We start from the raw sequence: 26,768 nt of genomic DNA on the forward strand, positions 1-26,768 counted from the left end.
CATTTTGGATATCATCTGCATATCATACCGCTACTGATATGCAGTCATTCCGACATTAAAAGGAGATACTGGGAGTGGCCCTTCGGGAACGGCTCTATCTCCGCGTGACGATCCTCGCGTGCGCCAGGGGCAAGGCCCCTGCCCTGTCGTGCCGGCGTGCGCCGACGTGGATCTTCGTTTGCGTGGGGAGAGAGCGTTCCGCCCCCCTCTCCCACGCAACGAGAATAGACGGGCCGTGGCTCACTCGGCTGCGCCTCGCTGCGCCCGCACCACCCCGTCGATTCCCGCTGCCCCCTCTCCTGCCGGCGTTCTTGGGCGTCCGTGTTCCGGCCGATGGCATGGCCATCGCCGAACAGGCGATTTGAAGCGAGTAAAGACGGTGACCCACGAAACCCGCGAAAGCTGGCTCAATGCGGTGGCGCTGGGCATGGCCCCCTTGTTCGAGGCGCTGGACGCCCCCCTGCCCGACCGGGTGCGCGTGGCGATCGGCTTCACCAGCAGGGGAGCCAAGGGCAAGGCGATCGGCGAGTGCTGGGACAACCGGCTCAGCGCGGGCGGGCATTTTGAAATCTTCATCCGCCCGGACCTCGCCCACGCGCCCGACGCCATGCCGGCGCAGATCGCGGCCATCCTCGCACGAGCTGGTCCATGCCGCTGTCGGTATCCCGGCAGGGCATGGGAAGGCGTTTGAACGGGTCGCGCTGGGAGCTGGGCCTTGTCGGGCCGATGCGCGCCACCACCCCCGGCGATGCCTTCCTTGTGGCCGTCGCGCCGATCCTCGCTGATGTCGGCCCCCTCCCCCATGCCCGTCTCAACACCGTCGGAGAGTCGACCGCGCCCAAGAAGCAGAAAACCCGGATGCTCAAATGCGCGTGCGCGACGTGCGGCTATACCGTCAGGACCGCGCGCAAATGGCTGGAGCTGGCCGGAGCGCCGCTTTGCCCGATCGAGGATCATGGGCGGATGGAGCATGAGCCGCTAGACGACGAGGGCGAGCACGGCGAATAATCGCCGCCATCAAATGTATATCGTCTGGCTTTACAAACGATGCTATAACGCGCTTATATTGCCAGCGGAGTGAGAGCGGAATGATATTGGTAGTCGGGAACACCAAGGGCGGCGTCGGCAAGACCACGCTCGCCGTCAACCTTGCGGTAGCGCGCGCGCTCGCGGGCCGCGACCTCCTGCTGGTGGACGGCGACGAGCAGGGGACCGCCCTCACTTTCACCCAGCTTCGCGCCGAACGGCTAGGCAAGGCCGGCTATACCGCCGTCGCGCTTACCGGCGCTGCGCTGCGCAGCCAGGTCCGCCAGCTCGCCGCCAAATATGCAGACATCATCATCGACGTGGGCGGGCGCGACACCGGCTCGCTGCGCGCCGCGCTCACCGTGGCCGACACGCTGCTGGTGCCGGTGCAGCCGCGCAGCTTCGACGTGTGGGCGCTGGATCAGGTGGCGACGCTGGTGGCCGAGGCGCGCGAGATCAACGAGGGGCTGCGCGCCGTCGGGATCCTCAACGGCGCGGACCCGCAGGGCGGCGACAATGAGGCGGCCCTGCAGATGATCGGCGACATCGAGGGGATCGAGGTGCTGCCCACCTCGATCGTGCGCCGCAAGGCGTTCCCGAACGCGGCGGCCGAGGGCAGGGGGGTGGTCGAGCAAATCCCGCGCGACGCCAAGGCGATCGACGAATTGACCGCGCTGATCGGCGCGGTATTTGTATAGCATGATGATAGCGGAGTGAGCTGCGATGGCTATCGCTCGTAAACCGAACAGCAAGCCCAAACCCCCCGTCGATGACGATGCGGCGGACGCTTTCATTGCCGGGGCCGCCAAACCCGCGACGCCGACGATCGAGACGGCGGCCGAGGATGGCCCGCGCAAGTCGCCGGTCATGCTGCGCTTCGACCGCGCCTTGTTGGCGAAGGTCGATAGCGCCGCGAAGCGGCGCGGCATCAGCCGCAGCGCGTGGATTCAGTTCACCGTGAGCAGGGCGCTCGACGCCGGCGAAGGGTGAAGCGCTGGGGGTGAAGCGCAGCGGATCGTAACGCGGCGCGCGAAAGGTGAGTTTTGGGGTAGGGGCTCACCGTTCGGCGGCGGGCAGGTTGAAGTCCACGAGCACCGGCATTTCGGGAATACCGCCGCGCATCTTCGCGCGGCGGACGATGCTGTGCTGATCGATCAGGTTTTGCGCGTCGCGGCGACCGCTCGATGTTTTGGACATCCACAGCATCGCGACCTTTTCGACCTTGCGGCCTTTCTTGATCGGCGTGAAATCAACATAGAAAGGGCAGAGCTTGTTAATTTCCTCCTGGGCGACCTTGAGGCAATATTTGTTGAGATCGGCGAAGCGTTCAAGCTTGCCTTCGGGCACGTTGAGCAGTCCGCGCAGCTCCGCGATCGTGAACTCTTCGCTTTGCTTGTATTCGAGGCCGATCCGGCGCTCGATCATCTCATAGAGGCACAGCGCGTATTTCGACTCGAAACAATACATCACTTGAGTCTTGAGGCGCGCATAGACCTCGCTGTTGCGTAGTATCTCGATCAGTTCCTCGGGGATGCGGTAGTGCAGGAAGCCGTCCTTTTCGAGGCTTTCATCGCTGGGGCCGAGAAGCTGGACGCGGCGCTTGTAGCTCTTGCCGACCTTGCGGATGGTGACGATCGCGATGGTGCCCATCAGGCGCAGCAGCGAGCTTTCGATGCGCTCATTGCCTTGGTGCGTGCCCTTGAGCGCGGTCTTGGCGATGCGATGGATGACCGGCTCGCCGATGCGCTCCCAGGCGTTGGCGATCAGCAGATTGTAGATTCGGCGATCGGTGAGGTTGAGGGGGGTCAGCTCGACAATATCGACCAGCTCGCCGGGTTTGACGATTTCCCCATAATTGGCCGGATCGAACGGGTTTCCGCGCCCTTTTTGCGCGAGGGTGCGGGCAGGGGTATCGACCAAGGCAAGCTGTGCCTTGGCGCCGTCCAAAGGTGAGGTTGCATGGGACATGCGCTCACCTTACCACCAATGGTGAGCCAGGCAATTCCTAAAACTCGCCGTTCGAGCGAACGGTGAGGGGCTACCCCAAAACTCACCGTCGATCGGGCGGCTACCCGAAAGCTCACCGGACTCGACCCCAAAACTCACTTTTACCGGCCCCAAAACTCACCGAAGGCTACCCCAAAACTCACGCGACTCGACCCCAACGCTCACTTTTCACGGTTATTTCCCTAGGTTTTCTGCGGGTTTGAAGGCCCCTGAATCTTGAATCTAAGAAGAATCATTGAATTAGAAGGCGAAGGGTGAGTTTTGGGGTAGCCCTGCCTGTGGATAACTTTGCGTCCGATGCAGCAACAACACCGAAAAGAAGAAAAGCACCGCCTCTTGGGGGGCTTCGCCCCCGCCGGCTCGCGGCCATCGGCCGCCCCAGATCGCTAAAGCGATCCTCCGACCCGGCATCCCAATGATGAGCCGGCTACGCCGGTACGTTATTTGTTTTACTAGAATCATTTAAACGCTGCGCCCACAGCGCCAGCGGCACCGTCGCAAATTGGCTTTCCAGAAAAGCCAGGCGGATAGGATGGCGATCCGATTGAGAGGGCAAGGGAAACGGAAACGTTGCACAGGCGCGATTTGCGGGCGCTTCACATGGCATCGTCGGCGAGATCGAGGCCGACAGGGTCGATACGGGCGAGCGGATTGGGTATGATCGTGCCCACGCCCTTGCCGGTGCGCAGCGGCTTGCCTGACTTGCGATCACGGCCGATCAGCAGGCCGTCGCCGCCCTGGACGAATGGCCGTGTCTCGCGATCGCTGGCGAAGCGGCCCGAGCCGTGGGTGTCGTCGCCGGCGGGGCCGCCGTAGCTTCGACATCGAGCCTGGTCATGCTGTTTCACTCCCTTGCGCTTCCGTGTCGAAGGCGCGTTTGCCGCGCCGTTTCCAGAGCACGAGCGCATCGCCGTCGTCGCGCGCTTTCGCTGCCAGTTCGAGCATCGCGCCGTAGAGGGTGGCGCGATCGTCGTCGGTGAGATCGACGAGGCCGGCTTTGTGGACGAGGCCGCCCAGCTGGATCAAATGGCGGGCGCGTTCCCGGCGTTGCACGACCCATCCCCTCGTATCGGTGCGGCGCTGTCCGGCCTCAGCCCTGTGAACCGCCTGAGCCAGTTTCGTCTGCGCCCTGGCCGTTGCCTGCATCGCCTTTACCAGCCTTACGCCCGCGTCGCTGAAAGAAGACAGCGCCATCGGAGCGCCACGCCTCCCGGTTTCCCTCAACCTGCGCTTGCGCAACGATGTGGAGCAGCGCACCGGCCAGCACATCGGGATCGAGCGCATCGGCCCCTGTGGACGCGACGAGTTCGCCGAGCTGCTGTATCTTCCTGGCCTTCAACGTCCTGGCCTTGTCGCCGAGCGCTTTCAGCTCCGCGCCATAGTCGCGCACCTTGCGCATCATCTTCTCCCTCGCGCCTACAGCAGAAGCCGCAGCGTAGCACAGCATGCGTGCGACAAAACAGGACGGATCAGAAAATGCGGGCGAAGTCAATCATGCGAACGGCAGAGAGTTTGAGTGCGCGCTTATACGTCGTTGCCGACATGCGCTTGACAAGGCAGTATAGAAGCCATCATGGCGATCTACCATTTCTCAGCCAAGGTCATCAGCCGCGCGAACGGATCGAGCGCGGTTGCGTCGGCCGCCTACCGTTCAGCGTCCGAGTTGCACGATGACCGGCTTGGACGCGATCACGATTTTAGCAACAAGGCGGGCGTCGTCCATTCGGAAGTGATGTTGCCGGAGGGCGCGCCGGAGCGCTTAAACGATCGTTCGACCTTGTGGAACGAGGTCGAGGCGGAGGAGAGGCGCAAGGACGCGCAGCTTGCCCGTGAGGTTGAGTTCGCGATTCCGCGCGAAATGAACACGGCTCAGGGCGTGCAGCTCGCCCGCGATTTCGTCGAAAAGCAGTTAGTCGAACGCGGCATGGTCGCGGACCTCAATGTGCATTGGGACAGGGGCAAGGACGGCGAACCCAAGCCGCACGCGCATGTCATGCTGTCGATGCGCGAGGTTGGCGCGCAAGGGTTCGGCCAGAAGGTGCGCGACTGGAACAGCAACGCGTTGTTGCAGGAATGGCGAGTCGCGTGGGCCGATCATGTCAACGCGCGCCTGGCCGAACTGGATATCGATGCACATATCGATCATCGCACGTTGGAGGCGCAGGGCATCGACCTTGAGCCGCAGCACAAGATCGGGCCGGCAGGATCGCGCCGGTTCGGTCGGGGCGAGGATGCCGAGCGGGTTGAGGACCATGCCCGGATTGCGCGCGAGAATGGCGAGAAGATCATCGCCAGGCCAGAGATCGCGCTCGACGCGATCACGCGCCAACAGGCCACGTTCACGCGGCGCGACCTGGCGCAGTTCGCGTTCCGGCACAGCGACGGCAAGGACCAGTTCGACCAGGTGATGGGGGCGGTACGCGCCAGCTCCGAGCTGGTCGCATTGGGGAAGGACGGGCGCGGCGAGGATCGGTTCACTTCGCGCGACATGATCGAGACCGAGCAAAGGCTTGAACGTGCCGCCGATCGGCTTGCTGACAGGACGGGGCATGGTCTCCCGGCGGCGACCCCTGGCAAGGGGCGCGCCGCCGGGAGTGGGGGCCTCGTGCTCGGGGCAGAGCAGCAGGCCGCACTGGACCATATAGCTGGTGACAGAGGGCTTTCAATCGTCATCGGCTATGCCGGCACCGGCAAGTCGGCCATGCTGGGCGTCGCCCGCGACGAATGGGAGCGCGCCGGTTACATCGTGCGCGGTGCGGCGTTGTCGGGAATCGCGGCGGAGAATCTGGAAGGCGGCTCTGCTATCCCCTCGCGGACGATCGCCAGCCTTGAGTATCAGTGGGAACAGGGCCGCGAGCTGCCGGGGCCGCGTGACGTGCTGGTGATCGACGAAGCGGGCATGATCGGTACGCGGCAGATGGAGCGGGTGTTGTCGCGCGCCGAACAGGCGGGGGCGAAGGTTGTGCTGGTCGGCGATCCCGAGCAGTTGCAGGCGATCGAGGCTGGTGCGGCGTTCCGCGCGCTCGCCGAGCGCCACGGTGCGGCCGAGATCACCACGATACGCCGGCAACATGAGGACTGGCAGCGCGACGCGACCCGGGCGCTGGCGACGGGCCGTACCGGCGAGGCGGTCCATGCCTATGAAGCCCATGGCATGGTGCAGGTGGCCGAGACGCGCGAGATCGCGCGCGCTGACCTTGTGGACCGCTGGGACGCGCAGCGCAGCGCCGACCCCGATCAGACCCGGATCATCCTCACCCACACCACTGCCGAGGTCCGCGACCTGAACCTGGCCGCGCGCGATCGGATGCGGGCCAGCGGGGAGCTGGGTGAGGACGTGCGCGTGTCGGCCGAGCGGGGATTGCGCGCGTTCGCGAGCGGCGACCGCATCATGTTCCTCAAGAACGAGCGCGGGCTAGGTGTGAAAAACGGTACGCTGGGGAAGGTCGAGCGCGTATCACCCGATCATATGGCGGTGCGGCTCGATGACGGGCACAACGTCGCGTTCGACCTGAAAGACTATGCCCATGTCGATCATGGCTATGCCGCTACCATTCACAAATCGCAAGGTGTAACGGTCGATCGGGCGCATGTGCTGGCGACACCGGGGATGGACCGCCACGCCGCCTATGTCGGGTTGTCGCGGCATCGTGGTGGGGTGCAGCTCCATTACGGCCGTGACGACTTCGCCGATCAAACGAAGCTCGTCCGCACGCTGGGACGCGAGCGGGCCAAGGATATGGCGTCGGATTATTACGTTCGGGACCGCGACGCCGAGGCCCGCGCCTTTGCCGATCGGCGCGGCCTGGCGGGCGAGATCCGCTTGGGCGAAACGCTCCGCGCGCCGCGGCGTGGCATGTTCGACGGGTTGAAACTGCCGACCGAGCCGGCGAAGGGCACGGAACGACCGCCCGCGCATGCCGATCGGGTTGAGGATCGTGCGTTCGCGCGGGCGCTTGAGCGCACGTCGCGTTCAGCCGAGGCGGTGTTGCAGGCGCGTGCATCGGGCAGGCCGGTGCTGGAGCATCAGAAGGTCGCGCTCGAGCGCGCGACCCAGGCGCTCGACAGGATCAGGCCGGGAGCCGCGCGCGACCTGTCGGCGGCGATGCAGCGCGATCCCGCCTTGCTGCGCGAAGCGGCGGCGGGGCGCAGCGGCCCGCTGCTCGACGCGATGGCGCAGGAAGCGCGCATGCGTGCCGATCCTGCCTTGCGCGCGGATCGGTTCGTGGAGCGCTGGCGACAGCTCTCCCAGGATCGCGAACGGCTCTATCGCGCCGACGACATGGCGGGCCGCGAGAAGGCGGGCAAGGAAATGGCCGGCATGGCGAAAAGCCTTGAACGCGACCCCCAGGTGGAATCGATCCTGCGCGGACGCACCCGTGAGCTGGGGCTTGAGATCGGCATGAACCGCGCGCGCGTCATGGGCGGCGGCGAGCTTGGCCGCCAGTTGGCGCACGAGCTTGGGATCGGCCGTGATCGCGGCCTCAGCCGGTAGGAGAGGATGATGGACGAGTATCGCGACGAGGCCGGTGCCGGCGACGATCCGGCGCTGGCGTTCGAGCGGTTGCGCGGCGAGGTGGCGCTGTTGCGCCATGCGGTTGAGGGGATGACCGCCGCGCGCGAGGCTATCGATATTCCCGACTATGAGCCGACGCTCGAGCGCACCGAAAAGGTGCTGGGCCTGTTGGTGCGGCAGATCGACGCGGTTCGGAAAAGTCCCGCCATGACCCTCACCCCGGAAAATATGGGAAGCCGTTTAAACGCTTCTGTCGCCGATGCGACCCGCGAATTACAGCATCAGGTCCAATCGGCGAAATCGACGATGGCAGCGGCCACCCACGACTTGCAGGACATGGTCGCGTCCGCGCGGCGGAAAGACGAGCAAAATCAGTGGCTGTCTATCGCCGCCGCCAGCAGCCTGGTGGCAGGGCTGGCGCTCTGTGCGCTGATGGCGGGACCGATCGCGCGCCTCGCGCCGGCACACTGGCTGTGGCCTGAGCGCATGGCCGCCCGTATCGTCAACGAACCGACCCCGTGGGATGCCGGCGCCTATCTGATGACGCGCGCGTCACCGCCAAGCTGGGAGGCGATCGTCGCGGCGGCGAACCTGGTCAAACATAATCGCGAGACAATCGAAACCTGCCGCGAAGCCGCCGCCAAGGCGAAAAAGACCGCCCGCTGTACGATCACGGTCAAGCCTGCGGAATAGGCGCGGGCTTGCCGCCGACTTGTATAATTATAAAACTGTAGTCATATTTGGGCGATGACAGGCATCTGCTGCTGCTGGTAGCGCATACCGTGGCGGAGGACGATGAGGCGGGACAGCCGGTCGAGGTCATCCATATCATTTCGGCTCGACGGCCGACCGGAAGGAAAGGCGACGTTATGAAGAAGGACGCTGATATTGTGCGCTTTGCGGTCGATCCGGCCAATCTGCCGCCCTGACCGACGCGCAGAAGGCCGAGCTGGCGGCCTTGCAGGCGAAGCCGGACAGCGAGATCGACTATAGCGACATTCCCCTGTGGCGGAGAGTTTCTGGCAGACGGCCGAGCGCGGGCGGTTTTACAAGCCGATCAAGCAGCAGATCACAGCACGCGTAGATGCCGATGTGCTGGCCTGGTTCAAGTCCCAGGGAAAGGGCTACCAGGCGCGGATCAATGCGATCCTACGCCGTGAAATGTTGTCGGCTGTGAAGGGAGAGCATGCTTCCCGATAGGTTGCGATCCAGTCGAGCATGGCAGGGCTATAATCATCGGTTTGGTGACTCAATGTCGTGCCGGTGATTCAAATAAGTCATCGGACTTTGACTGGCCCATTCTGTAGGCTTGCGCCATGAATGGTGCCATTCTCCCTGATCCGATCGAGCTGGTAGCGCTCGATCCCGCGCGCAATATCTGGCGGCGTTACAGCATCACCGCCAGCTTCGACCTGTTCGGCATGATCGTCGTGGAAACCCGCTGGGGCCGGATCGGCGCCTTGGGTCAGGCACAGCGGCATGCTTTTGCCGATCGCGCGGCGGCAGATCGCCATATCGTCGCGACCTTGCGTCGCCGTGACACGGCGCACAAGCGGATCGGCGTACCATATCGGTCAAGGCCAAATGCCAGCGGCATGGTGTGACGCTGGCGGAAATCGAAAGCGTGTTCGCCGGTACGTCATCCATAGGGCCGGATGTTGCCCATTCTACGGCAGAGATGCGCTTCTGGCGATCGGTCGTGCCAGCAGTGGCCGACATGTGTTTATGGCCTTCACATGCGCGAGCGGAACTGGGCCAGCTACATTCGTCCGATCAGGGCCCGTTACATGCATGCCAAGGAGGTGCAGCACCACCAGCGCTACCACGAGAGATATCCGCCGACGCCGACCTCGGCAGGGCTCCAGCCATCATCAAACAGCGCGAAAGGATCAAGGGATAACGCCCAAGCATCCGCGAATAAGGCGATCAAGGCGATCGCACGGGATCTGCATGTGTCGCGAAAGGTCATCCGCAAAGCGATCCGAGCGCCGGAGGGCGCTTTTGATTATCAGCGTGACGCCCCAAGGAAATCATTACCCCATCTCCCAAATAGATAAAATGCTCCGAAGCGCTGTTACAAAGGCCAAGGGCTGATCGAGCATCAGATGGTGGCGTGCTTCCGGTACGGCGATCATCACAATGTCGTATCCGCCCAGTTCACGGACGTATTCGACGGAGTCCCGTGTGAAAAGCTGACTTTTGCCGCCGTGCACAATTGCTTTGCGGCCCGGTGCCTGCACCAGGCGTTGGCCAATGGCGAGCCATTCGTCGGGGTCGCTGTTCCGCCGGAAGACCTCGGGTGAGAATTTCCAAGACCAATCCTCGCCTTCGCGTCGCATGGAATGATAAGCCATATACTCCAGCAGAAATGGCTGACCGACCGGCTGTGGGGGCGACAGGATGTATCGCGCGCGCGCCGCTTCATAGCTGGTATAGCGTTTGTTAGGTTTATCTGGGTCGCCGGATCCAGGCGCAAAGTGGCTGAGTTTCCAATATTGCTCGAGGACTTCGGGCCGCATGGTTATGAGATCGCAAACCACCACACCACCAAATGCATCGGGCGCCTCAGTAACAGCAGTCAACGCGACGCTCGCACCGAAACTGTGCGCGATGATCGTCGGCCTTTGGCCATCGGCAAACATGCCTAGGGCCTGGGCAATCTCGCGGAACTCACGCCCTCTTGCTGCGGTGTCCGCTTGCCCGCGCATGTCGCTGTCGCCCATGCCGGCAAGATCGAACGCTACCACGTCGTAATCTTCGGCAAGAAATGGTGCAATGAAGGCAAAGCAACGTGAATGGGCAAGAAGGCCGTGCGTCATCAACACCTTTGGCTTGTCACGGTCGCCCCAGCGGAAATAGTGCGCCCTGGCGCCATCGATCTCCACATAACCCTCTTCGCGCGGTACTCTTAGTGCCGATACGAACCATTCGGGCAGTTGCGAACCATCGCCAGCCCAAAGAGGATCGATGTCCGTCGGCACGTCATTGATTATCGCCATGTCATTCATTGCAAAGCTCATTCCTCATCCGGAAATTGGCGGCATTCGAACCATTGGATATGGCTTGCGCCGTAGAAGCGAAGTGTGGGCCTTCTCAAGGGTATATTATGCGGCGAGATTGTAGTGGTGCAAGCGCGGATGCTTGATCGGTGCGGTCGTCGGCCAGCTTTCGTGGCCGTCCGGCCGAACCTAGCCCGTATAGTTCATCGCGTTGTTGATCGGGCGTCAGGATTTCGGTTTTTGGTTGGAGGCAGGCGCGGTGCATCACTCCCGGGGATGAGCCGAAGGTCGGGTATGTTGAGGCTTGCGGGTTGAAGGGACGGGTTTGGTTTTTGGGGCCAGGCCCGTTGTTCAGGTAACGAGGCGAGGGATACGATCGAGGGCGACCCGACGATCTGCTGGTTGGGACAGGCGGTGGGCCATTGGACGCGGATCAAGGTCTTCATTTCGACGACACGGGCAGCGATCTTGATGAGGCGCAGGCGCAAGGTATCGAACTGGACAGTGCGCCATATTGAGCGTTTCGGCATGGCGGTGCGCAGACCCCACATAAGCCAGTAGGCACCGGCATGAAGGAACAGCCGCAACTGGTTGGCCGTGGCCTTTGTGCAGGATGTACGGTCTGCGGCGAGATGGGTTTTCCACGACTTGATGTGATTTTCCGCCTGCCCTCGCCGGCAATAGACCTGCTCGTAGAGCCAGCGGGGCGAGCCCTTTTTGAGATTGGTGACGACGAAGCGGGTGTCGGCCCCCTGATCGCCGACTTCGACGCGGGCGATGATCCGCTCGACGCGGCTCCAGCTTTTAGCGCCGTCGTGGAATGCCTTGAAGCGGCGCACCTTACCATCGTCGGTTGCGGCCTCGAAGCGCGCTTTGGTGCTGGTTTCGAGATCGGTGACATGGCGGCGCAATGTCGAGGTCGGCGCGACGCCCAGGATGAAGTCGTGTCCGCCCGCCCGGCACCAGTCGATGACCTCGGGACAGCAATAATGACTGTCGCCGCGCAGCATGATCTGCGTTCTTGGCCAGTTGGCGCGGATCGCACGCATCAGGCGGCGCAGGAAAGCCCTGATTTCCTTGCCGCCGGGTCGTTTGGCCGGGCGTAGCACGGCAGTGATGAAGCGGCCCTCGCCATCGAACACGACGATGGGTTGGAAGCCATATTCGTCATGATGGGCATTGAATAATCGCAACTGCTGGCCGCCATGCACGGCATCGAATGTGTCATCAATGTCGAGGACAATACGCTTGGGCACGGTGCGGAAGGAATCGCAATACAGATCAACCATCGCCCGGCCCATGCCCAGCAACGCACGCGTATCAGACAGGTTTCCAGTCGCGAGATCGTCGGCTGCGAACATAGCGCGCGATCCGAAGGTGCCAGATCAAGGGCCAGCTTGAACATCGGGTCGACGCGCAGACTGGAGGCGTCATTGCCATCCTCGTAACCCGCCGCAATCATCATCAGCCGGAAGCGGATAATGTCGGTAAGGCTGTGGGTGATCAGATCCGGCGCGCGGGGATCTTTGATGCAGGCCGCCATGCGATCCGCAACGCCAAGGCGCTGCTCCACCTCGCGCAACAGCAAAATCCCGCCGTCTGACGATAGCAGACCGCCGTCAAATCTGACGTCCAACCGCTTGCCCGAGGCAGCGTAGGATCGTCCATGGCGGGTGTAGCTTTCTTGAAATGACGTTGATCGGATTAGACAACCAAATAATACGTTAAATCAGATGCTTACGCTACATCCGCCAACCCCCGATGAATTATACGCGCTAGATCGGAGAAAAGTCTTGATTCGCAGCCACCCAGCGCCGCGTAAAGCTTGTCTGGCATCGCTTCGTAACCCGCTTATGCTGTGCTCAGGAGGCTGGGGTCCACATGTTGTCTCGAAGATGCCTGCAATGTTACGAGACTCTATGTGCTCGAACGTCTCTTAGAAAGCTTTGCGAATGTCACCTGATCCAATGCGTACCACTAATGATAAATCGCGTATCGCCGAGTTCATCGATGCTGCCTCTCGCCTCATCGCGGAGAAAGGATATGACCGGACGTCTGTTCGCGATATCGCCCAAGCGATCAACCTTACATCCGGCACGATGTTCTACCATTTTAAAACGAAGGACGATCTGCTTGAGGCAGTGATCAAAAAGGGGGTCGATGACGGCTTCCAACTCATGACCGAGGCGCTGCGCCGTGCCGATTCTGGATCACTGGCCCGCTTCCTTGCATTGGTCACCGCTCATATAGGCGTCGTTCACGGCGATCTTCGTCACGTACACCATGTATGGCTGCGTGAATGGGATCGGTTACCTAAAGAAGCACGGGTGCGTCTGCGTCCGTTGGCCGAGCAATATCGCGAGTTGCTCGATAATCTGCTTTTCGCTCTGGCACAGGACGGTCATATCAAGGCGGACCCGGCGACGGTGCGGCATTTATTGCTGCCAGCACTCAACTGGACCACCGCCTGGGCAAACTTGCCTGACCAACACTCTCGCACCTTGTTGGCTGAGCAGATTTGCGCGGCGACCCTCAACCAAACCGTAGACACTTTTCGTTCGCTCTTGCGTAGGGAAACTGAAGTCTCCCGAGCAGCATTCTTGTCTGGCAATTCCTTGACTGATTGATTGATCAGCACTAAGATAGCTATTAATTGTAGGCTGGATAACGGAGACGGATGATGTCGTTTCAAGAAATGAATACCAGTTCGAATGAGGCTCATGTGGATTATAGCGCCTTGATTCAGGAGGACCGCATCCATGGATCGCTCTACACGAGCGAGGCCGTGTTCAAGGACGAGATGCAGCGCATCTTCCGCGAAGGCTGGGTTTATGTGGCTCACGAATCGGAAATTCCCAATCGTGGCGATTTCGTTCGGCGCCGCATCGCGGGCGACCCGGTCGTGGTCATTCGCGCCGCCGACGAGCGGATCAACGTGTTCGTCAATCGCTGCGCACATCGTGGCAACCTGTTGTGCGCTGAGGACAGGGGTTCGACACGGGCGATCGTCTGCAAATATCACGGATGGGCCTACGATCTGCAGGGTGATCTGGTAGATGTCCCCTATCCGGCAGGCCTCACCGCCGACCGCAAAGGGCTCGGTCTTACTAAGCTGGCCCGGATCGACCAGTACCGTGGCTTCTATTTTGCCAGTTTCAACGAGAACGTCATGCCTCTGATGGAGCATCTCGGCAAGTCGGCGGCGCTGATTGACCGCGCCTGCGAGATGTCACCGACCGGCAAGCTCAAGCTCGACGGCGGCTGGGTTCAGCATCGTTTCAAATCGAACTGGAAAATGCTCCCGGAAAATGACGTTGACGGCTATCATGTCAGTTTCGTCCACCCCTCGTTCGCGGAGGCGATCCGCACCCGCTATGACGAAGCTGCCCTCCTCCAGAGCGAGGAGGATCTTGTCTCGGAGGCGCGCTACTGGGGCATGGGTCACACCGAGATCGACTTCAGCAAGGCCTATAAGTCCGTGCTCGGATGGTTCGGCTGCGACGAGAAGCGTTATCCAGAATATGTCGCCAACATGGTCAAGTCCTATGGCGATGAGGGCGCGCGCAAACGGATGACGATGGGGCCACCCCACGCCTGCATCTTTCCGAACCTGTTTCTCGCTGAGGGGAATATTGGCATGTTCGAGCCAATCAGCCCGACCGAATGCATCCATTGGCACACTCCGATGCAGCTCGAAAACGTCGAACAGGGCGTCAATGACCGCTTCAAACGGCAGTCCGAAGGGGCGATGGGTCCGGCAGCATTCTTGCTTGCCGACGATGCAGTGATCGCGGAGCGCGCGCAGGAAGCTTTCGGCCAGTCCGGCGGCTGGCTAGACCTCAGCCGCGGCATGGAACGTGAACATGAGGAGGACGGTGTGATGGTTGGTCATCTGACCGACGAACTGACCAATCGCGGTTTCTGGCATCACTATCGCACCGTCATGGCCCCCGCTCGCAAGCCTGAGCGTATCGTCAAGGCTGCCTGACTTTAGATAACGTTGGTCTGATCCAGCAACCTGGCCGTTTGGAACAGTCAGCTTGCTGGATTGCCGAAAAGAACAATTTAAGGAGGGCTGAATGAACGTGTCGGTTGAAGAGCGTCTGGAGATCGAGGAATTTCTGGCGCTTGAAGCTCGATTTGCTGACGAGTCGCGTTACAGCGATTGGGAAGCTCTGGTCGATGACGACATGGTCTACTGGGTGCCAACCGCCGAAGGTGCTATTCTGCCGCCGGGTGACAAGATATCGATTATTTTCGACAATCGCCAGCGGGTCGCGACCCGGATTCGCCAGCTGAATACTGGCAAGCGACATTCCCAGGTGCCGGCTTCACCGATGGTCCGCACGCAGACCAATTTTCTGATCGAGGCTACCAGCGCCGACACCTACACGGTATTTTGCACCCAAATCCTCTACGAATACCGCATCCAGTCGACCCGCGAACTGGCTACTTGGCCGGCCCGGGTCGAATATCGGCTGCGTCGACACGGCGATGGTCTGAAGATGTGCTTCAAGGGCGTGTATCTTGTCTCTGCCTCGGACGCGCTTCCGGGCCTGCCGTTCATCATCTGAGCTGAACATGACCGGCCATCCCATCGCAGCGATCACCGGCCTTGGTTTCAGTGCCTTGTCACGCAAACCCGGTTCGAGCGTGCGCCGCCTAGCTTGTGATGCGGTGCGTGACGCGGCGGCTGACGGTGGCCTGCCATTATCGTCGATTGACGGGCTGTTGCTGAACCGCAGCCCGATTGAGCCGTTTGAGACCTTGCCGCTCAGCGTCAGGCGCGATCTCGGCTTGGGCGACTTGCGCCTGCTTGCCTCAATCGAGGGTGAGGGCAGTTCGGTTGTCCAGATGATCCAATATGCGGCGCTCGCGATACAGGCGGGCATGGCTGAGCGTGTCGCCTGCGTGTTTGCCGATGCGCCGATCACGGCCAACGTCAATGCCGGGAAAACCTTCGCCATCGCGCTGCCGATTACCGGGATAGAGGATTGGGAAAGCGAGATCGGCTTCCTCGGCGCGGCACCCGCCTTCGCGTTAGTCGCCGCCCGTTACATGGCGCTTTACGGTGCCACGCCAGAGGATTTCGGTAATTGGGCAATCGCGGAGCGCCAATGGGCAATGCTCAATCCGCGCGCTTTCCTGAAAAAGCCGCTGTCGATGGACGACTATCTCGCGTCACGCCCGATCGCCCGGCCGCTGCGAATGCTTGACTGTGCCTATCCGGTCAACGGCGCGGTCGCGTTCATCGTCGGCAAGGTAGAAGTCGCCGCTGTGGCGCGCCCGCCGGTTTATATCCACGGCATGGGCCAAGGACATTCCGGCTGCCCCGCGTTCAGCGAACATGAGCCGGAGTTCGACAATGGTGCCGCGATGGCGGGCAGGATCGCTTATGCGATGGCAGGTATTGGCCCGGTCGACGTCTCAAGCGCGCAATTCTATGCGCCGTTCTCCTGCGCTGGTATCGTCGCGCTTGAAAATTATGGCTTCTGCAAGCGCGGCGAGGGAGCGGGTTTCGTTTCCGCAGGCAATATCGCGCCCGGCGGCACGCTTCCGGTCAACACCGGCGGCGGCATGCTGTCAGGCTTCTACCTGCAGGGCGCGACTTCGATCTGCGAAGCGGTAATCCAGACCCGCGGTGAAGGCGGACAACGCCAGGTCACCAATGATGTAGTGCTGGCAACCGGCCTCGGCGGCCGCCAGGAACATCATGGCGCATTGATCCTCAGCCCGCACGCGAGCCTGACATGAGCAACCCGATCGCAACCGATGAACCCGATAGCTTCCGCGTCGGCTTAGCGCGTGGCGAGCTGATGGTGATGTCCTGCAGCGCCTGCGAGACCGTGCTCGACTACAGCGCGCGGTATTGCACTGTCTGCGGATCACCGGAGATCCGCTGGCGCAAAGCATCGGGCAAGGCAGAGCTTCGCTGCGTTGTTGAGATGAGCGTCTCCTATACTCTGGAACTACCAGCGCCGTTTCTGATAGCGTCGGTCAAACTAGAAGAAGGGCCACATTTATTGGCCCCATACATTGGCTTTTGGGAGAGTGCATATGGCGGACAACCAGTCGCCGCGCAGTTCGAAAATGGCGGATTCCACTTCCGGTCGGTCGCAGCCTAGGTTTGGCCCCTCTGGCCCTGCCGCCCCCGGTGATTACCGGTTGCCGCGCGACCAGATCGCACGCTGCGGCCACCATTATCCCCGGCACCCTGCCTATGTCGCGGGTGACGTTTCGCGCAGCTGGGGCGAGATGGACGCACGTTCGGACCGGATCGCTGCCGCGCTTCAGGCGCTGGGCACGCGCAAGGGCGATGCGGTGGGCATGCTGGCTGGCGAGTTCGTCGAAGTCTATGAGCATTTCTTTGGTTGCCTCAAGATCGGTGCGATCCGCGTCGGCATCAACCGACGTCTCGCGGTGCGCGAGTTGATCCATGTCATCCGGGATGCGCGCCTCACATCGCTTGCAGTCCACGTCGATTGCATGCCGTTGCTCGAAAAATTGCGTGATGCAGGCGGCACCGAAGGTCTCCACCTGATAGGTTTCGGCGGCAAGCACGATCTTTCGTTCGACCTCGAAACGATGATCGCCCAAGCGACCGAGCAGCCCGATTATCCGGATATAGATCCCGAGCATCCGGCATTCTATTCCTACACGTCAGGTACCACTGGTCTGCCCAAGGGGGTGGTGCTCACCCAACAAGGGCTCGTCAGCTCGATAACCCATGCCGTCACCCAGTTCGGCTTCAATCGCGAGGACAAATTCTACCACGCGACCTCGAATGCCTGGGTGGCGATCGTGCTCGGCATGCTTGGCCTGGCCAACGGCATGACCACCATCCTGCCTGAGGGCGGCCTGTTCGAACTGCCCAAATTGCTGCCCGATCTCGCGAAGCACCGCGCGACTATTGCCCTGCTCGCACCGACAATGCTCGGCTGGGCGATTGAGGAGCATCGCAAGGGCGAACAGGACCTGTCCGCGCTGCGCCTGATCGCGTTCGGATCGTCGCCCTCCACCCCTGAAATGATCCGCTACGCGCACGAGGTGTTCGGTTGCGAATTGCTCAATTGCTATGCCATGACAGAGACTACCTGGGGCGGAATTTCGTTCCTGCTGCCGGGCGATATCCGCCGCGGCGTCGCCGACAGGCCAGAATTGCTGAACTCGGTCGGTCAGATCTCGCCCCTGTTCGACATCGCCATTCGTGACGAGCAAGGCCACGACCTGCCAGTAGGGCAAGCTGGCGAAGTGTGGCTGCGCAGCGAAGCCAACATGCTGTGCTATCTAAATCTGCCGGACGAAACCGCCGATGTGCTCATCGACGGCTGGATGCGCACCAACGACGTAGGCCAGCTCGACGATGAAGGTTATCTCTATCTGCTCGATCGCCGCAAATTCATGATCATCAGCGGTGGCATCAACGTCTATCCTGTGGTGGTCGAAGCGGCGCTCGACGAGCATGGTGCGATTGCCGAAAGCTGCGTCGTAGGCATCGCGCATCCAGTGTGGGGCGAGGCGGTAGTGGCGGTGGTGCGCTTGCGCGAGGGCGAGACCGCCAATGTTGATGCCTTGCGCGACTTTTGCCGCGAACGGCTCAACCACATCCAGGTGCCCAAGCATTTCCATTTCGTTAGCGAAGCGCTACCTCGCACCGTAACTGGAAAAATGCAGAAGGCGCAGGTCCGCCAATCGTTGGCCGCTCAGCCTGAGCTTTTCCCCTGGCACAAATAGGCCCAGTGACCTCATAGCTTGAAAAGCGGCCAACTCGTAGAACGAAGGTGGAATGCTACGGGATCGGTACGGTGTCTTTGACGGCAACGTTGCTGACGATGCGACTGATCGTGGCGCGATGGACGCGGAAGAGTCGGGCGATATCGGCTGTCGATCATAGGCATAGGGGGCACTTCAAGGTTTGTCACACGGACAGCGGTAAGCTGAACAATTGAGGACACGGTCGGTGTTGGGATAGCCTCGGCGTCTCACGCCACTTTGGCGATGCGTTCGAGACCGAGGTTGAGCGGCCTGAACCCGTCATCATCAACGCCGAGGCCGGTGTTCTGCCAGAGATAGTCGCCGGTCAGGCTGATGTGCCGCCAGCCAAGCGGCGCGACATGCGCGAGCAACTCATCGGGAGCAGGTCAGAGGCTGCAAAATCTGCTCAGTTTTGGGGGGAAGAAAAGCCAGAATTCCCTATATGCTGCAATGAGTTCCAGGAATCCTATGTCGCCAAACGTATCTTTGCCGGGACGAACCCTCTATGGCTCCATTTGACTGAGCACTTGACCAGAATAAGTTAATGTCTTAAAAATCTAAAAAATTGGGGGAGAGAACGATGTCTATCAAGACAGCGCAGATTTTGAGTTCGGGCGCGTTCATGGGAGCCGTTCTCTGGTCCGCAGCGGCCAATGGACAGGTCGCTGTCGACGCCGATCCGCCGGCCGAGCAAACCAGCGGCATCGCTGACATCGTCGTGACCGCCCAGCGGCGCGCTGAGAGTATGCAAAACGTTCCGATCGCGATCAGTTCGTTCAATGGCCAAATGCTTGAGCATGCCAACATTACGTCGCTTCAGGATCTCCAAGGCCGAACCCCGGGCTTGGTGATCAACTCGTTCAGCCCGGGGCAGCCAGAGCTTGCAATCCGCGGCATCGGCACCAAAGAGGATGGTGCCGGCGCGTCCGATTCCACCTTGGTAATGGTCGATGGCGTCTATTTCGCCGCCCGTACCGCGACAAACATAGACATCTTTGATCTGGAGCAGGTCGAGGTACTGCGCGGTCCTCAGGGCACGCTGTTTGGCAAGAACGCCATTGCCGGCGTGATCAACTACGTCACCAAGAAGCCGACGCTAGGCGAATTCGAGCTGAAGGTTCGCCAGACGGTCGGGAATTTTGGCACGTTCGACACCGGTGCCGGCGTAAATGTACCGATCGGCGACACGCTCGCTGCGCGGCTTTCTTTCAGCCGCCGCAAGACAGACGGGTACCTGACCCGCGTAAACGTCGGTGTGCCGGCGATTCCATTCGGCACCGAAGACAGTGACCACATCGGTTATGTCAATCGCTTCGCATGGCGTGCTGCCGTCAAATGGGAGCCGTCAGACGCGACCACGCTGCTGATCTCGCTCGACGGTGCCAACGACGATTTCGGTACTGACAATCGTGAGCCGGTCGGCTCGGCCGGCCCTTTGCACAATTGCCTGTGCGCGTCCAACCCCGTCGCGGTCAACGTGGCGATCGGTGGCGCGAGCGGTAAGCACGGAGGTGTCTACAGCTACGCTGGCGAAATACTAGGATACTCCAAACGCGAAATCTTCGGCGGGATGGCCCAGCTTGATCATGACTTCGGCTTTGCGACGCTGACCGTGCTTGGTGCCTATCGGGATTCCACGTACAAGAATGTGCTCGACTCATCCGGACTTCCGCCTAGCCCGGTCATCGATTTGACCGGCGCACACGGGAGCCCCAACATCGGCCTCACCGCAGCTCCCACCGTCGGCTTCACCTTCGATACTACCGACATCGTCGAGGAGAAGGGTAAGCAGGCGACGGGCGAGGTTCGCCTTACTTCACCATCGGGCCAGCGATTAAAGTGGGTCGCCGGCATCTTCGCATCGCACGAAGACATTGATCGCGTCGAGGCGGTCGGTTTCCCAGCTCTGTCAGACGCTTCGCTCAAGCCCAGCCTCGCCGCTGCGAACATGTTCTTCACTGGCAACAGCATCGCTGGCTACGGTCAGGCGAGCTTCGACATTACCGATACGCTGACGATTACCGGTGGCGCGCGTTACTCCTATGAGAAAAAGGAGATTGGCGCCCGCAACGACATTCTTGGCTCGCCAACTTTGATCCTGCTGTACACCGCGTTTCCTCTGACCAGGGGTGAAGATAGCTGGAAGAATTTCTCATGGAAAATAAACGCCCAATACCGCCCGAGCAAAGACATTATGGTCTATGCAAATGTCTCTACCGGTTTTAAGAGCGGGGGCTTCACAGGGGCCGCAACAACGGCGACGGTCGCGACCAAGGCCTTTAATCCGGAGAAAGCAACAAATTACGAAGTCGGCGCTAAGCTCGACCTGTTCGACCGTCGCCTCCGGCTTAATACCTCGACTTTCTATATTGATTATTCCGACCTTCAGGTTACCCGTTTCTTTCAACCTGTAGGTTCGAATTTCGGTGAGTTCATCACCGAGAATGCGGCCACTGCGGAGATCAAGGGCGTCGAAGTCGAGTTGACCGCGCGGCCTGTAGAGTGGCTAGAGGTTGGCGGTACCTACGCTTATCTCGATGCTAAATATAAAAGCTTTTTCGGCACTCCGGACATTAGCGGCACCGGCGACTTCTCAGGCAACCGCCTGCGTCAAGCGCCCAAGAACGTCTGGAGCGCTTATGTTCAGCTCAGCCACGAGTTGTCTTGGGGCGACGTGCTCACAGCCAACGTCAGCGGTCGCCACCAGGACAAGTCATTCACCAATGCCGACAACAATCCGCTCGACGTCATTCCGGCTTACACGCTGGGTGATGCCTGGGTTTCCTGGCGCAGTGCAAATAAGAAGTGGGAGTTGCAGGCCTGGGTCAAGAACTTCACGGACGAGGCTTGGCGAAGCCACGTCTACACTCAGCGCGGCGATCGCATCGCTTTCGGCACGTTCGGGGCTCCACGCCAATATGGCTTAACACTAACCTTCGATTACTAGGGCGTGGTGACGATTTAACTGTCCGGCTTCAGTCGGGCGATCTCGGGGACGCGGCGCTCCGCAATTTGGGCCAATCGCCGTAGTATCCGCAGGTCCGCATCGACGATCCGCTCTATTCCCGGACGTCGGACCTTGACGATCACATCCCGCCCGTCGAGCAGCGTCGCCGCATGGGCCTGCGCGATCGACCCTGCCGCGATCGCCTCGGCGTCGAACTCGCGGAAAAAGCTCTCGATCAGCGGTTGCACGACCGCGAATGGCAGCGGCGGAACCCGATCCTGCAGTTTCGACAGAGCGTCGACCCACGCTGGCTCGAGCAGGTCGCCACGCATCGCGAGGATCTGCCCGAACTTGACGGCTACGGGGCCGATGTCCCGCAAGAGCGCGACGACGGCTTCCGGCCGCGCGCTGTCGAGGGGCTCTTCACCACCGAGTCCCAGACCGAGCCGGGCGGCCAGCCCCTTGAGGCCATGGCGCCCGAACAGGACCAGGATTTGCTCAAAGTGCTCCCTTTCCTTCAAGGCGGCTGCATCAAGCCCGTCGCTCGAGGCCAAATCAACCATTATCGCGGGACTTCGACGATCGCGTGCGGCCTTGGGGAGCGGTGACCTTCTTCTCTAATTGATCAATAAGACGGTTTAGGTGCTTGACCGCCTTCTTCACCACGCCGTGGTCATCCAGATCGAGGGCTCCAGCTATCGCATGCGACAGCACGCCGACCTACTGCCCGAGCATGCGCGCATGGCACCCTCCATCAAACCGCCGTCCTTGCCGAAACGGCGCGGCCGCCCGCCAGCAAAGGAAAAGCCCGATCTCCATCACGGCTGATCACCGACACAAACCCTCCCGCCAAACTAGGGAATTTTAGATGCCCACTTTTGGGCTCTCCCGCACTTTCGGTGCAGGTGTCATGCCATGATGCGCGCCCGGAGTAGGTCGAGGCCCGCCCGGCCGTACATGGAACGCTTGATGAGCTTGAGCTTGTTGATCTTACCTTCGACTGGTCCAGTGCTCCACGGCAAAATCAATGCGGCGCGCACGGCATCGATATCGCGCCGGAGGCCGCGCGCGAACGAAGCGATGGCGCTTCAGCCGCCGCATCCTATACCAGGTCCAGCCATAATTCATGGCTATCCCACGCAGAGCCAATTCGTGAGGCTCCATACTATATGTGTTTGCCGTACTGGAGCGGGCATGGCAAGGATGCCCCCAATAATCCCGCAAACGGTGGTTGCGACCGAGTTCGCACCAGCGTGGACGGCCGGGCATTTATAACTCCTCACAACCGCCAGGAATGAGAATTGGATAACGGACAAAGCAGCTTCGGCGATAAGCCTGGGCTAGAAGACGCGGTGCCGGTCACGGAGCCCGCGCCCGTCGTACAATCAGTCGATTCCACACCGGGGCGCCGGCAGCGCCTACGCAAGCCGCTGCTGCTCGCAGCGCCAGTGATTGCGCTGGCGTTGGGGCTGTTCTTCTATCTGAGCGGCGGACGCTATCAGGACACGGACAACGGCTATCTCCAGTCTGGGTTGGTACCAGTCAGCGCCAGTGTCAGCGGCCCGGTGATCGCAGTGGCAGTGGTCAACAACCAACGGGTAAAGGCGGGCGATGTGCTGTTCCGCATTGATCCGGCGCCGTACCAGGCGGCAGTTGACGAGGCGGAGGCGGAACTTGCCAACGCTAGGACCCAAGTTTCATCGCTACGTGCCAACTATCGCGAAGGTGAAGCCGGGTTGCAGGCGGCACAGGCTCGCCTCGCCTACGCGACCCGCGAGGCGGCACGCCAGAAGTCGCTGCTCGCCGAGGGAATATCCTCCCAGAACCAGTATGATCAGGCTGTGCTCGCGGCGCAGACGGCGCGCCAGCAGATCCAGACCTCCGTTCAGCAGAATGCCGGCGTCGCCGCGACGCTGACGGGTAGCATCAACGCTCCAACCGAGCGCCAGCCCGGTGTCCAGCGCGCCCAGGCGGCGCTTGAGCGCGCGCGCCTCAACCTTGGTTATACGGTGGTGCGCGCAGCGCAGGACGGCATCGTCACCAAGGTGAACCAGCTTCAGGTCGGCAGCTATGTCGCGGCGTCGAAGCCGGTGTTCACCCTCGCCGGCACGAAGCTATGGGTCGAAGGCAATTTCAAGGAGGACCAGTTGGCTCACATGCGGGTCGGCCAGCGTGCGACCTTCCGCGTCGATGCCTTCCCTGACCTCAAGCTCACCGGGCGGCTGGCAAGCTTCAGCCCGGGCACCGGCAACAGCTTCTCGCTGCTCCCGGCGGAGAACGCGACGGGCAACTGGGTGAAAGTCGTCCAACGCCTGCCCGTCGAATTCAGCATCGACCAGCTGCCCAAGGACGTGCCGTTGCATGCCGGGCTCAGCGTCGAGGTGACGGTCGATACAGGCTACAAACGCCACCTGTTCGGCAGCGCGACCGAGAAACGATGACTGCAATCTATCCCGACCCGGTCGCTCGCCGCTTCATCACCGCGTCGGTGATGGCGGCGACCGTGATGAACTCGCTCGACAGCACTATCGCCAACGTCGCGCTGCCGCACATCCAGGGCAGCGTGTCGGCATCGGGCGAGGAGATTACCTGGGTCCTCACGTCGTACATCGTGGCAGCGGCCATCATGACGCCGCTGACCGGCTGGCTCGCCGGTCGATTCGGGCGCAAGCGGCTTATGTTGTGGTCGATCGTCGGGTTCACCGTCGTATCGGGGCTGTGCGGCATCGCCAACAGCCTGAGCGAACTGGTCGGCTTCCGCCTGCTTCAGGGCGTCTTCGGCGCGGCGCTGGTGCCGATGAGCCAGGCCATCCTGCTCGACATCAACCCGCCGGAACGGCACGGCCCCGCCATGGCGGTTTGGGGCATGGGTGCAATCCTCGGCCCGATCATCGGTCCGGCGCTGGGCGGCTGGCTCACGGACAACCTATCATGGCGATGGGTGTTCTACATCAACCTGCCGATCGGGCTGCTCGCTTTCGCCGGCCTTTCGGCGTTCCTGACAGAGACAAAGGATGCAATGCGCCCACGGCTCGACCTGTTCGGCTTCGCGATGCTCGCGCTCGCGCTGGGGTCAATCCAGCTGATGCTGGACCGCGGCCAGACCAAGGACTGGTTCAGCTCTCTCGAGATATGCATCGAAGCAGCGCTGGGCGTCTTCTTCGGCTACTTGTTTGTCGTCCATACGCTAACCGCGAAAAAGCCATTCATTGATATCGGCATGTTCAAGGATCGTAACTTCCTCACCGGTTCGATCTTCGGCTTCTTTCTTGGTACCGTGCTTTTCGGCGTCCTCGCGTTGCTGCCTACGATGCTGGAGACACTGATGGGATATCCCGTCGTCCTCACCGGCCTTGTTACGGCACCACGCGGGGTCGGCACACTTATCTCGATGATCGTTGTTGGGCGGCTCATCAAAAAAGTCGACGCGCGGCTCCTGATCTTCATCGGCTTCGCGATTGCCGCCTTTTCGCTGCACATCATGTCGGGCTTTTCGCTCGGCATGGACGAGCGCCTGGTAATCCTCTCAGGCTTCATCCAGGGTATCGGGACCGGCCTCGTCTTCGTGCCGCTGACAACAATCGCCTTTGCAACGCTTGACATAAAGTACCGCAATGAGGGTGCGGCGATCTTCACCCTCACGCGCAACATCGGCTCGGCGGTTGGCATATCAGTGTTGCAGGCCCTCACTATTCGCAACAGTGCCACGGTACATTCCCGTCTCGTCGAGGGCATCCGGCCCGATAATCCGGTCATGACGCAAGGCTTTGACTTCGACGTGCCGAGCGCGGTCGCCGCACTGAACGCCCAGATTACACGCCAGGCGGCGATGGTTTCCTATGTCGATGCGTTCTGGCTCCTCTTCCTTCTGACCCTGGCAGTGATCCCGCTGCTGCTGCTGATGCGCGGGCCCCGCGCCGACGCCGGCGAGGGTCCGACGATCCACATGGACTGAATTCGATGCGTATCGCTTCCCTACTCCTCGCCGCCACCCTGGCAGGCTGTACCGTAGGCCCCGACTTCATAAGGCCGCAGGCTCCGACCGCTACGGCCTATCAGCCGGCTGGCGAGGCGGTATCGTCTCGCGCCGTGCTCGGCACCGGGCCGGAGCAGCGCTGGTGGACCGCGTTCGGCTCGCCACAGCTAAACGCGCTGGTCGATCGCGCTTTGACCAACAACCGCAGCCTAGCCGCGAGCAATGCCACCCTTGCAGCCTCGCTCGACGAGCTGCGAGCGGTCTCGGGCCGGCGGCTGCCCCAGATCGACGCCAATGCGCGGGCCGATCAACAGCAGGTCAACCTTGCGGGGTTCGGCTTCTCCGGGGTCAATCCGCTCGCGTCGGGCGGCAATCCGGAATTTCACCTGTATTCGGTGGGCGGCGGCATCAGCTACGACTTGGATTTGTTCGGTGGGCTTCGTCGTCAGGTCGAGCAGAGTGCCGCCCGGGCGGAGGCGCAGCAACGCCAGACCGAGGCCGCACACCTCACTCTTGCAGGCCAGGTGGTGAATCAGGTGCTGGCGATTGCGGCTCTGCGCGCACAGATCGCCACTGCCAACAGGCTGCTAGCCGAAGATCAGCGCAACGTGGATCTAACTCAGAAACGCCGGGCCGGGGGCGAAGGCACGCTCGTCGAGGTGCTGAATGCACAGAGCCAATATGCCGCAGACCGCAGCGATCTACCCCAGCTTGACCAGCAACTCGCGGAAGCTCGCCACCTCCTCGCTACGCTGATCGGGATCGCACCAGCCGAGTTGGAACCGACCGACTTTGATCTCGCGCAATTGGCGCTCCCCCCGTCTGTTCCGGTCGCCCTACCCTCGGAGCTGGTGCATCGGCGTCCCGATATCCTCCAGGCAGAGGCTGAACTGCATGCAGCTGCAGCGGGCGTGGGCGTTGCAACCGCGCGGCTTTATCCCGACATCACGCTCGGCGCGACGCTCACGCAAGGAGCACCCGCGGTCGGCGACCTCGTGAAGAACGCCTTTCGGGGCTACGACCTGTTCGCCGGCCTGACTGCGCCTATTTTCCACGGCGGGACCTTGAAGGCCGAGCGCGCGGCGGCGATCAACCGCGCCAAGGCGAGCGAGGCCACCTACCAGCAAACGGTGCTTAACGCCTTTGGCCAAGTCGCCGATCTACTCTCTGCGATCCAGAGTGATGCCCGCTCAGTAGCCAACCAGAGCGAGTCTCTTTCAGTCGCCGAGCGCTCGCGCTACCTGTCGCGTCGCAGCTTCGAAGTGGGCAATTCCGGCATCCTACAGGTGCTCGAGTCCGAGCGCCTTTACCAGCGTGCAAGCAACGGCCTCGTCCTTGCCCGCACCCGACAGTTTCTCAACGTCGCGCGACTGTACGTTGCGACTGCGGGCGGCTGGCGTTCACTATCAGGGTCAAATCCCGGCAAAGGTACGTAACGCGACATAGGATTTCAGTCGCCCCATCGAAGGCTCTCGGGTTGTAAATCCGTCAGTTTGTCGATCGCTTCCTGGATATTTTCGAGGGCCTCGCTGAGGTCGGAGA

Annotated in this window: 23 protein-coding genes and 5 pseudogenes; 19 read left to right on the forward strand and 9 right to left on the reverse strand. The window is 61.5% G+C overall.

The window, feature by feature from the left end; genetic code table 11:
* The first annotated feature begins 379 nt into the window (after positions 1–379).
* From HHL26_RS22440 to HHL26_RS22450, 3 genes and pseudogenes are all read left to right on the forward strand, one after another.
* A pseudogene (locus HHL26_RS22440) lies at positions 380–1,008 on the forward strand (transcription elongation protein SprT).
* Positions 1,009–1,088: 80 nt separating this feature from the next.
* The gene (locus HHL26_RS22445) at positions 1,089–1,724 is read left to right on the forward strand and encodes an AAA family ATPase (RefSeq protein ID WP_169576767.1); all 636 of its coding nucleotides are present in this window, start codon (positions 1,089–1,091) and stop codon (positions 1,722–1,724) included.
* A 25-nt stretch (positions 1,725–1,749) separates the two neighbouring features.
* The gene (locus HHL26_RS22450) at positions 1,750–2,016 is read left to right on the forward strand and encodes a hypothetical protein (protein WP_119749876.1); all 267 of its coding nucleotides are present in this window, start codon (positions 1,750–1,752) and stop codon (positions 2,014–2,016) included.
* Between the two features lie 66 nt (positions 2,017–2,082).
* On the opposite strand, the gene HHL26_RS22455 is transcribed toward HHL26_RS22450, so the two are convergent.
* From HHL26_RS22455 to HHL26_RS22470, 4 genes and pseudogenes are all read right to left on the reverse strand, one after another.
* Positions 2,083–2,994 (reverse strand): replication initiation protein, encoded by a 912-nt coding sequence (locus tag HHL26_RS22455; RefSeq protein WP_239019064.1) that lies wholly within the window; start codon positions 2,992–2,994, stop codon positions 2,083–2,085.
* A 638-nt stretch (positions 2,995–3,632) separates the two neighbouring features.
* Positions 3,633–3,848: pseudogene (locus HHL26_RS22460) on the reverse strand (type IV secretory system conjugative DNA transfer family protein); the annotation flags it as partial.
* 19 nt (positions 3,849–3,867) lie between these two features.
* Entirely contained in the window at positions 3,868–4,086 is a 219-nt protein-coding gene (locus HHL26_RS24400; RefSeq protein WP_169576768.1) for a conjugal transfer protein TraD, read from the reverse strand.
* Between the two features lie 37 nt (positions 4,087–4,123).
* Positions 4,124–4,432 (reverse strand): conjugal transfer protein TraD, encoded by a 309-nt coding sequence (locus HHL26_RS22470; RefSeq protein ID WP_169576783.1) that lies wholly within the window; start codon positions 4,430–4,432, stop codon positions 4,124–4,126.
* Between the two features lie 174 nt (positions 4,433–4,606).
* Between HHL26_RS22470 and traA the strand changes: the two genes are divergently transcribed.
* The 5 genes and pseudogenes from traA to HHL26_RS22495 all read left to right on the forward strand — a co-directional run bounded on the left by traA (position 4,607) and on the right by HHL26_RS22495 (position 9,153).
* Entirely contained in the window at positions 4,607–7,528 is a 2,922-nt protein-coding gene (gene traA / locus HHL26_RS22475; RefSeq protein WP_169576769.1) for a Ti-type conjugative transfer relaxase TraA, read from the forward strand.
* A 9-nt stretch (positions 7,529–7,537) separates the two neighbouring features.
* The gene (locus tag HHL26_RS22480) at positions 7,538–8,242 is read left to right on the forward strand and encodes a DUF6118 family protein (protein WP_206377588.1); all 705 of its coding nucleotides are present in this window, start codon (positions 7,538–7,540) and stop codon (positions 8,240–8,242) included.
* A 47-nt stretch (positions 8,243–8,289) separates the two neighbouring features.
* Positions 8,290–8,478, forward strand: a complete 189-nt coding sequence (locus HHL26_RS22485) for a hypothetical protein (RefSeq protein ID WP_240962561.1) — start codon at positions 8,290–8,292, stop codon at positions 8,476–8,478.
* Positions 8,478–8,749: pseudogene (locus HHL26_RS24650) on the forward strand (BrnA antitoxin family protein); the annotation flags it as partial. The gene HHL26_RS22485 and the pseudogene HHL26_RS24650, both read left to right, overlap by 1 nt.
* 116 nt (positions 8,750–8,865) lie before the next feature.
* Complete coding sequence (locus HHL26_RS22495; RefSeq protein WP_169576771.1) at positions 8,866–9,153, forward strand: WGR domain-containing protein; 288 nt, start codon at positions 8,866–8,868, stop codon at positions 9,151–9,153.
* A 429-nt stretch (positions 9,154–9,582) separates the two neighbouring features.
* On the opposite strand, the gene HHL26_RS22500 is transcribed toward HHL26_RS22495, so the two are convergent.
* Positions 9,583–10,557 (reverse strand): alpha/beta hydrolase, encoded by a 975-nt coding sequence (locus tag HHL26_RS22500; protein WP_169576772.1) that lies wholly within the window; start codon positions 10,555–10,557, stop codon positions 9,583–9,585.
* Between the two features lie 342 nt (positions 10,558–10,899).
* Positions 10,900–12,184, reverse strand: a pseudogene (locus HHL26_RS22505) (IS1380 family transposase).
* Between the two features lie 316 nt (positions 12,185–12,500).
* Between HHL26_RS22505 and HHL26_RS22510 the strand changes: the two are divergent.
* The 6 genes from HHL26_RS22510 (at position 12,501) to HHL26_RS22535 (ending at position 18,282) form a co-directional block, all read left to right on the forward strand.
* The gene (locus HHL26_RS22510) at positions 12,501–13,175 is read left to right on the forward strand and encodes a TetR/AcrR family transcriptional regulator (RefSeq protein WP_169576773.1); all 675 of its coding nucleotides are present in this window, start codon (positions 12,501–12,503) and stop codon (positions 13,173–13,175) included.
* A gap of 68 nt (positions 13,176–13,243) precedes the next feature.
* Complete coding sequence (locus HHL26_RS22515) at positions 13,244–14,536, forward strand: aromatic ring-hydroxylating dioxygenase subunit alpha (RefSeq protein ID WP_169576774.1); 1,293 nt, start codon at positions 13,244–13,246, stop codon at positions 14,534–14,536.
* A gap of 91 nt (positions 14,537–14,627) precedes the next feature.
* A complete protein-coding gene (locus HHL26_RS22520) occupies positions 14,628–15,122 on the forward strand; it encodes an aromatic-ring-hydroxylating dioxygenase subunit beta (RefSeq protein WP_119749862.1) in 495 nt (164 codons plus the stop codon).
* A gap of 7 nt (positions 15,123–15,129) precedes the next feature.
* Positions 15,130–16,302 carry a thiolase family protein gene (locus HHL26_RS22525; RefSeq protein WP_169576775.1) on the forward strand — a complete coding sequence of 391 codons (1,173 nt, stop codon included), beginning with the start codon at positions 15,130–15,132 and terminating at the stop codon, positions 16,300–16,302.
* Positions 16,299–16,673 (forward strand): hypothetical protein, encoded by a 375-nt coding sequence (locus HHL26_RS22530; protein ID WP_169576776.1) that lies wholly within the window; start codon positions 16,299–16,301, stop codon positions 16,671–16,673. The genes HHL26_RS22525 and HHL26_RS22530 overlap by 4 nt, the downstream gene beginning before the upstream one ends.
* Positions 16,606–18,282: an AMP-binding protein gene (locus HHL26_RS22535; RefSeq protein WP_169576777.1), complete on the forward strand. Its 1,677-nt coding sequence runs from the start codon at positions 16,606–16,608 to the stop codon at positions 18,280–18,282. The genes HHL26_RS22530 and HHL26_RS22535 overlap by 68 nt, the downstream gene beginning before the upstream one ends.
* A gap of 248 nt (positions 18,283–18,530) precedes the next feature.
* Here HHL26_RS22535 and HHL26_RS22540 read toward each other — a convergent pair whose 3' ends face one another.
* Positions 18,531–18,674, reverse strand: a complete 144-nt coding sequence (locus HHL26_RS22540) for a hypothetical protein (RefSeq protein WP_169576778.1) — start codon at positions 18,672–18,674, stop codon at positions 18,531–18,533.
* Between the two features lie 209 nt (positions 18,675–18,883).
* Between HHL26_RS22540 and HHL26_RS22545 the strand changes: the two genes are divergently transcribed.
* The gene (locus tag HHL26_RS22545; protein ID WP_169576779.1) at positions 18,884–21,250 is read left to right on the forward strand and encodes a TonB-dependent receptor; all 2,367 of its coding nucleotides are present in this window, start codon (positions 18,884–18,886) and stop codon (positions 21,248–21,250) included.
* A gap of 14 nt (positions 21,251–21,264) precedes the next feature.
* Here HHL26_RS22545 and HHL26_RS22550 read toward each other — a convergent pair whose 3' ends face one another.
* Positions 21,265–21,813 carry an AarF/UbiB family protein gene (locus HHL26_RS22550; protein ID WP_240962562.1) on the reverse strand — a complete coding sequence of 183 codons (549 nt, stop codon included), beginning with the start codon at positions 21,811–21,813 and terminating at the stop codon, positions 21,265–21,267.
* Positions 21,814–21,892: 79 nt separating this feature from the next.
* Between HHL26_RS22550 and HHL26_RS22555 the strand changes: the two genes are divergently transcribed.
* Positions 21,893–22,078: an ATP-binding protein gene (locus HHL26_RS22555; RefSeq protein WP_277349448.1), complete on the forward strand. Its 186-nt coding sequence runs from the start codon at positions 21,893–21,895 to the stop codon at positions 22,076–22,078.
* A gap of 80 nt (positions 22,079–22,158) precedes the next feature.
* Here the strand turns inward: HHL26_RS22555 and HHL26_RS22560 are convergent.
* Positions 22,159–22,338, reverse strand: a pseudogene (locus HHL26_RS22560) (transposase); the annotation flags it as partial.
* Between the two features lie 213 nt (positions 22,339–22,551).
* On the opposite strand from HHL26_RS22560, the gene HHL26_RS22565 reads away from it, so the two are divergent.
* From HHL26_RS22565 to HHL26_RS22575, 3 genes are read left to right on the forward strand one after another with little or no spacing between them, the layout of a single operon-like run.
* Positions 22,552–23,691, forward strand: coding sequence for an HlyD family secretion protein (locus tag HHL26_RS22565; protein WP_169576780.1), 1,140 nt, complete (start codon positions 22,552–22,554; stop codon positions 23,689–23,691).
* Positions 23,688–25,205 (forward strand): DHA2 family efflux MFS transporter permease subunit, encoded by a 1,518-nt coding sequence (locus HHL26_RS22570; RefSeq protein ID WP_169576781.1) that lies wholly within the window; start codon positions 23,688–23,690, stop codon positions 25,203–25,205. The genes HHL26_RS22565 and HHL26_RS22570 overlap by 4 nt, the downstream gene beginning before the upstream one ends.
* A 5-nt stretch (positions 25,206–25,210) precedes the next feature.
* A complete protein-coding gene (locus HHL26_RS22575) occupies positions 25,211–26,662 on the forward strand; it encodes an efflux transporter outer membrane subunit (protein WP_169576782.1) in 1,452 nt (483 codons plus the stop codon).
* Positions 26,663–26,768: the final 106 nt, after the last annotated feature.

The organism is Sphingobium sp. TB-6 (genome assembly GCF_012927365.1).
In the GTDB taxonomy this organism is placed as follows: Bacteria; Pseudomonadota; Alphaproteobacteria; order Sphingomonadales; family Sphingomonadaceae; genus Sphingobium.

Bases quoted from the DNA above. Each gene is read 5' to 3' on its own strand.
- HHL26_RS22445 (WP_169576767.1), top strand. From the start codon at position 1,089: ATGATATTGGTAGTCGGGAACACCAAGGGCGGCGTCGGCAAGACCACG.
- HHL26_RS22450 (WP_119749876.1), top strand. From the start codon at position 1,750: ATGGCTATCGCTCGTAAACCGAACAGCAAGCCCAAACCCCCCGTCGAT.
- HHL26_RS22455 (WP_239019064.1), bottom strand. From the start codon at position 2,994: ATGTCCCATGCAACCTCACCTTTGGACGGCGCCAAGGCACAGCTTGCC.
- HHL26_RS22470 (WP_169576783.1), bottom strand. From the start codon at position 4,432: ATGCGCAAGGTGCGCGACTATGGCGCGGAGCTGAAAGCGCTCGGCGAC.
- traA (WP_169576769.1), top strand. From the start codon at position 4,607: ATGGCGATCTACCATTTCTCAGCCAAGGTCATCAGCCGCGCGAACGGA.
- HHL26_RS22480 (WP_206377588.1), top strand. From the start codon at position 7,538: ATGGACGAGTATCGCGACGAGGCCGGTGCCGGCGACGATCCGGCGCTG.
- HHL26_RS22495 (WP_169576771.1), top strand. From the start codon at position 8,866: ATGAATGGTGCCATTCTCCCTGATCCGATCGAGCTGGTAGCGCTCGAT.
- HHL26_RS22500 (WP_169576772.1), bottom strand. From the start codon at position 10,557: ATGAATGACATGGCGATAATCAATGACGTGCCGACGGACATCGATCCT.
- HHL26_RS22510 (WP_169576773.1), top strand. From the start codon at position 12,501: ATGTCACCTGATCCAATGCGTACCACTAATGATAAATCGCGTATCGCC.
- HHL26_RS22515 (WP_169576774.1), top strand. From the start codon at position 13,244: ATGAATACCAGTTCGAATGAGGCTCATGTGGATTATAGCGCCTTGATT.
- HHL26_RS22520 (WP_119749862.1), top strand. From the start codon at position 14,628: ATGAACGTGTCGGTTGAAGAGCGTCTGGAGATCGAGGAATTTCTGGCG.
- HHL26_RS22525 (WP_169576775.1), top strand. From the start codon at position 15,130: ATGACCGGCCATCCCATCGCAGCGATCACCGGCCTTGGTTTCAGTGCC.
- HHL26_RS22530 (WP_169576776.1), top strand. From the start codon at position 16,299: ATGAGCAACCCGATCGCAACCGATGAACCCGATAGCTTCCGCGTCGGC.
- HHL26_RS22535 (WP_169576777.1), top strand. From the start codon at position 16,606: ATGGCGGACAACCAGTCGCCGCGCAGTTCGAAAATGGCGGATTCCACT.
- HHL26_RS22545 (WP_169576779.1), top strand. From the start codon at position 18,884: ATGTCTATCAAGACAGCGCAGATTTTGAGTTCGGGCGCGTTCATGGGA.
- HHL26_RS22550 (WP_240962562.1), bottom strand. From the start codon at position 21,813: ATGGTTGATTTGGCCTCGAGCGACGGGCTTGATGCAGCCGCCTTGAAG.
- HHL26_RS22570 (WP_169576781.1), top strand. From the start codon at position 23,688: ATGACTGCAATCTATCCCGACCCGGTCGCTCGCCGCTTCATCACCGCG.
- HHL26_RS22575 (WP_169576782.1), top strand. From the start codon at position 25,211: ATGCGTATCGCTTCCCTACTCCTCGCCGCCACCCTGGCAGGCTGTACC.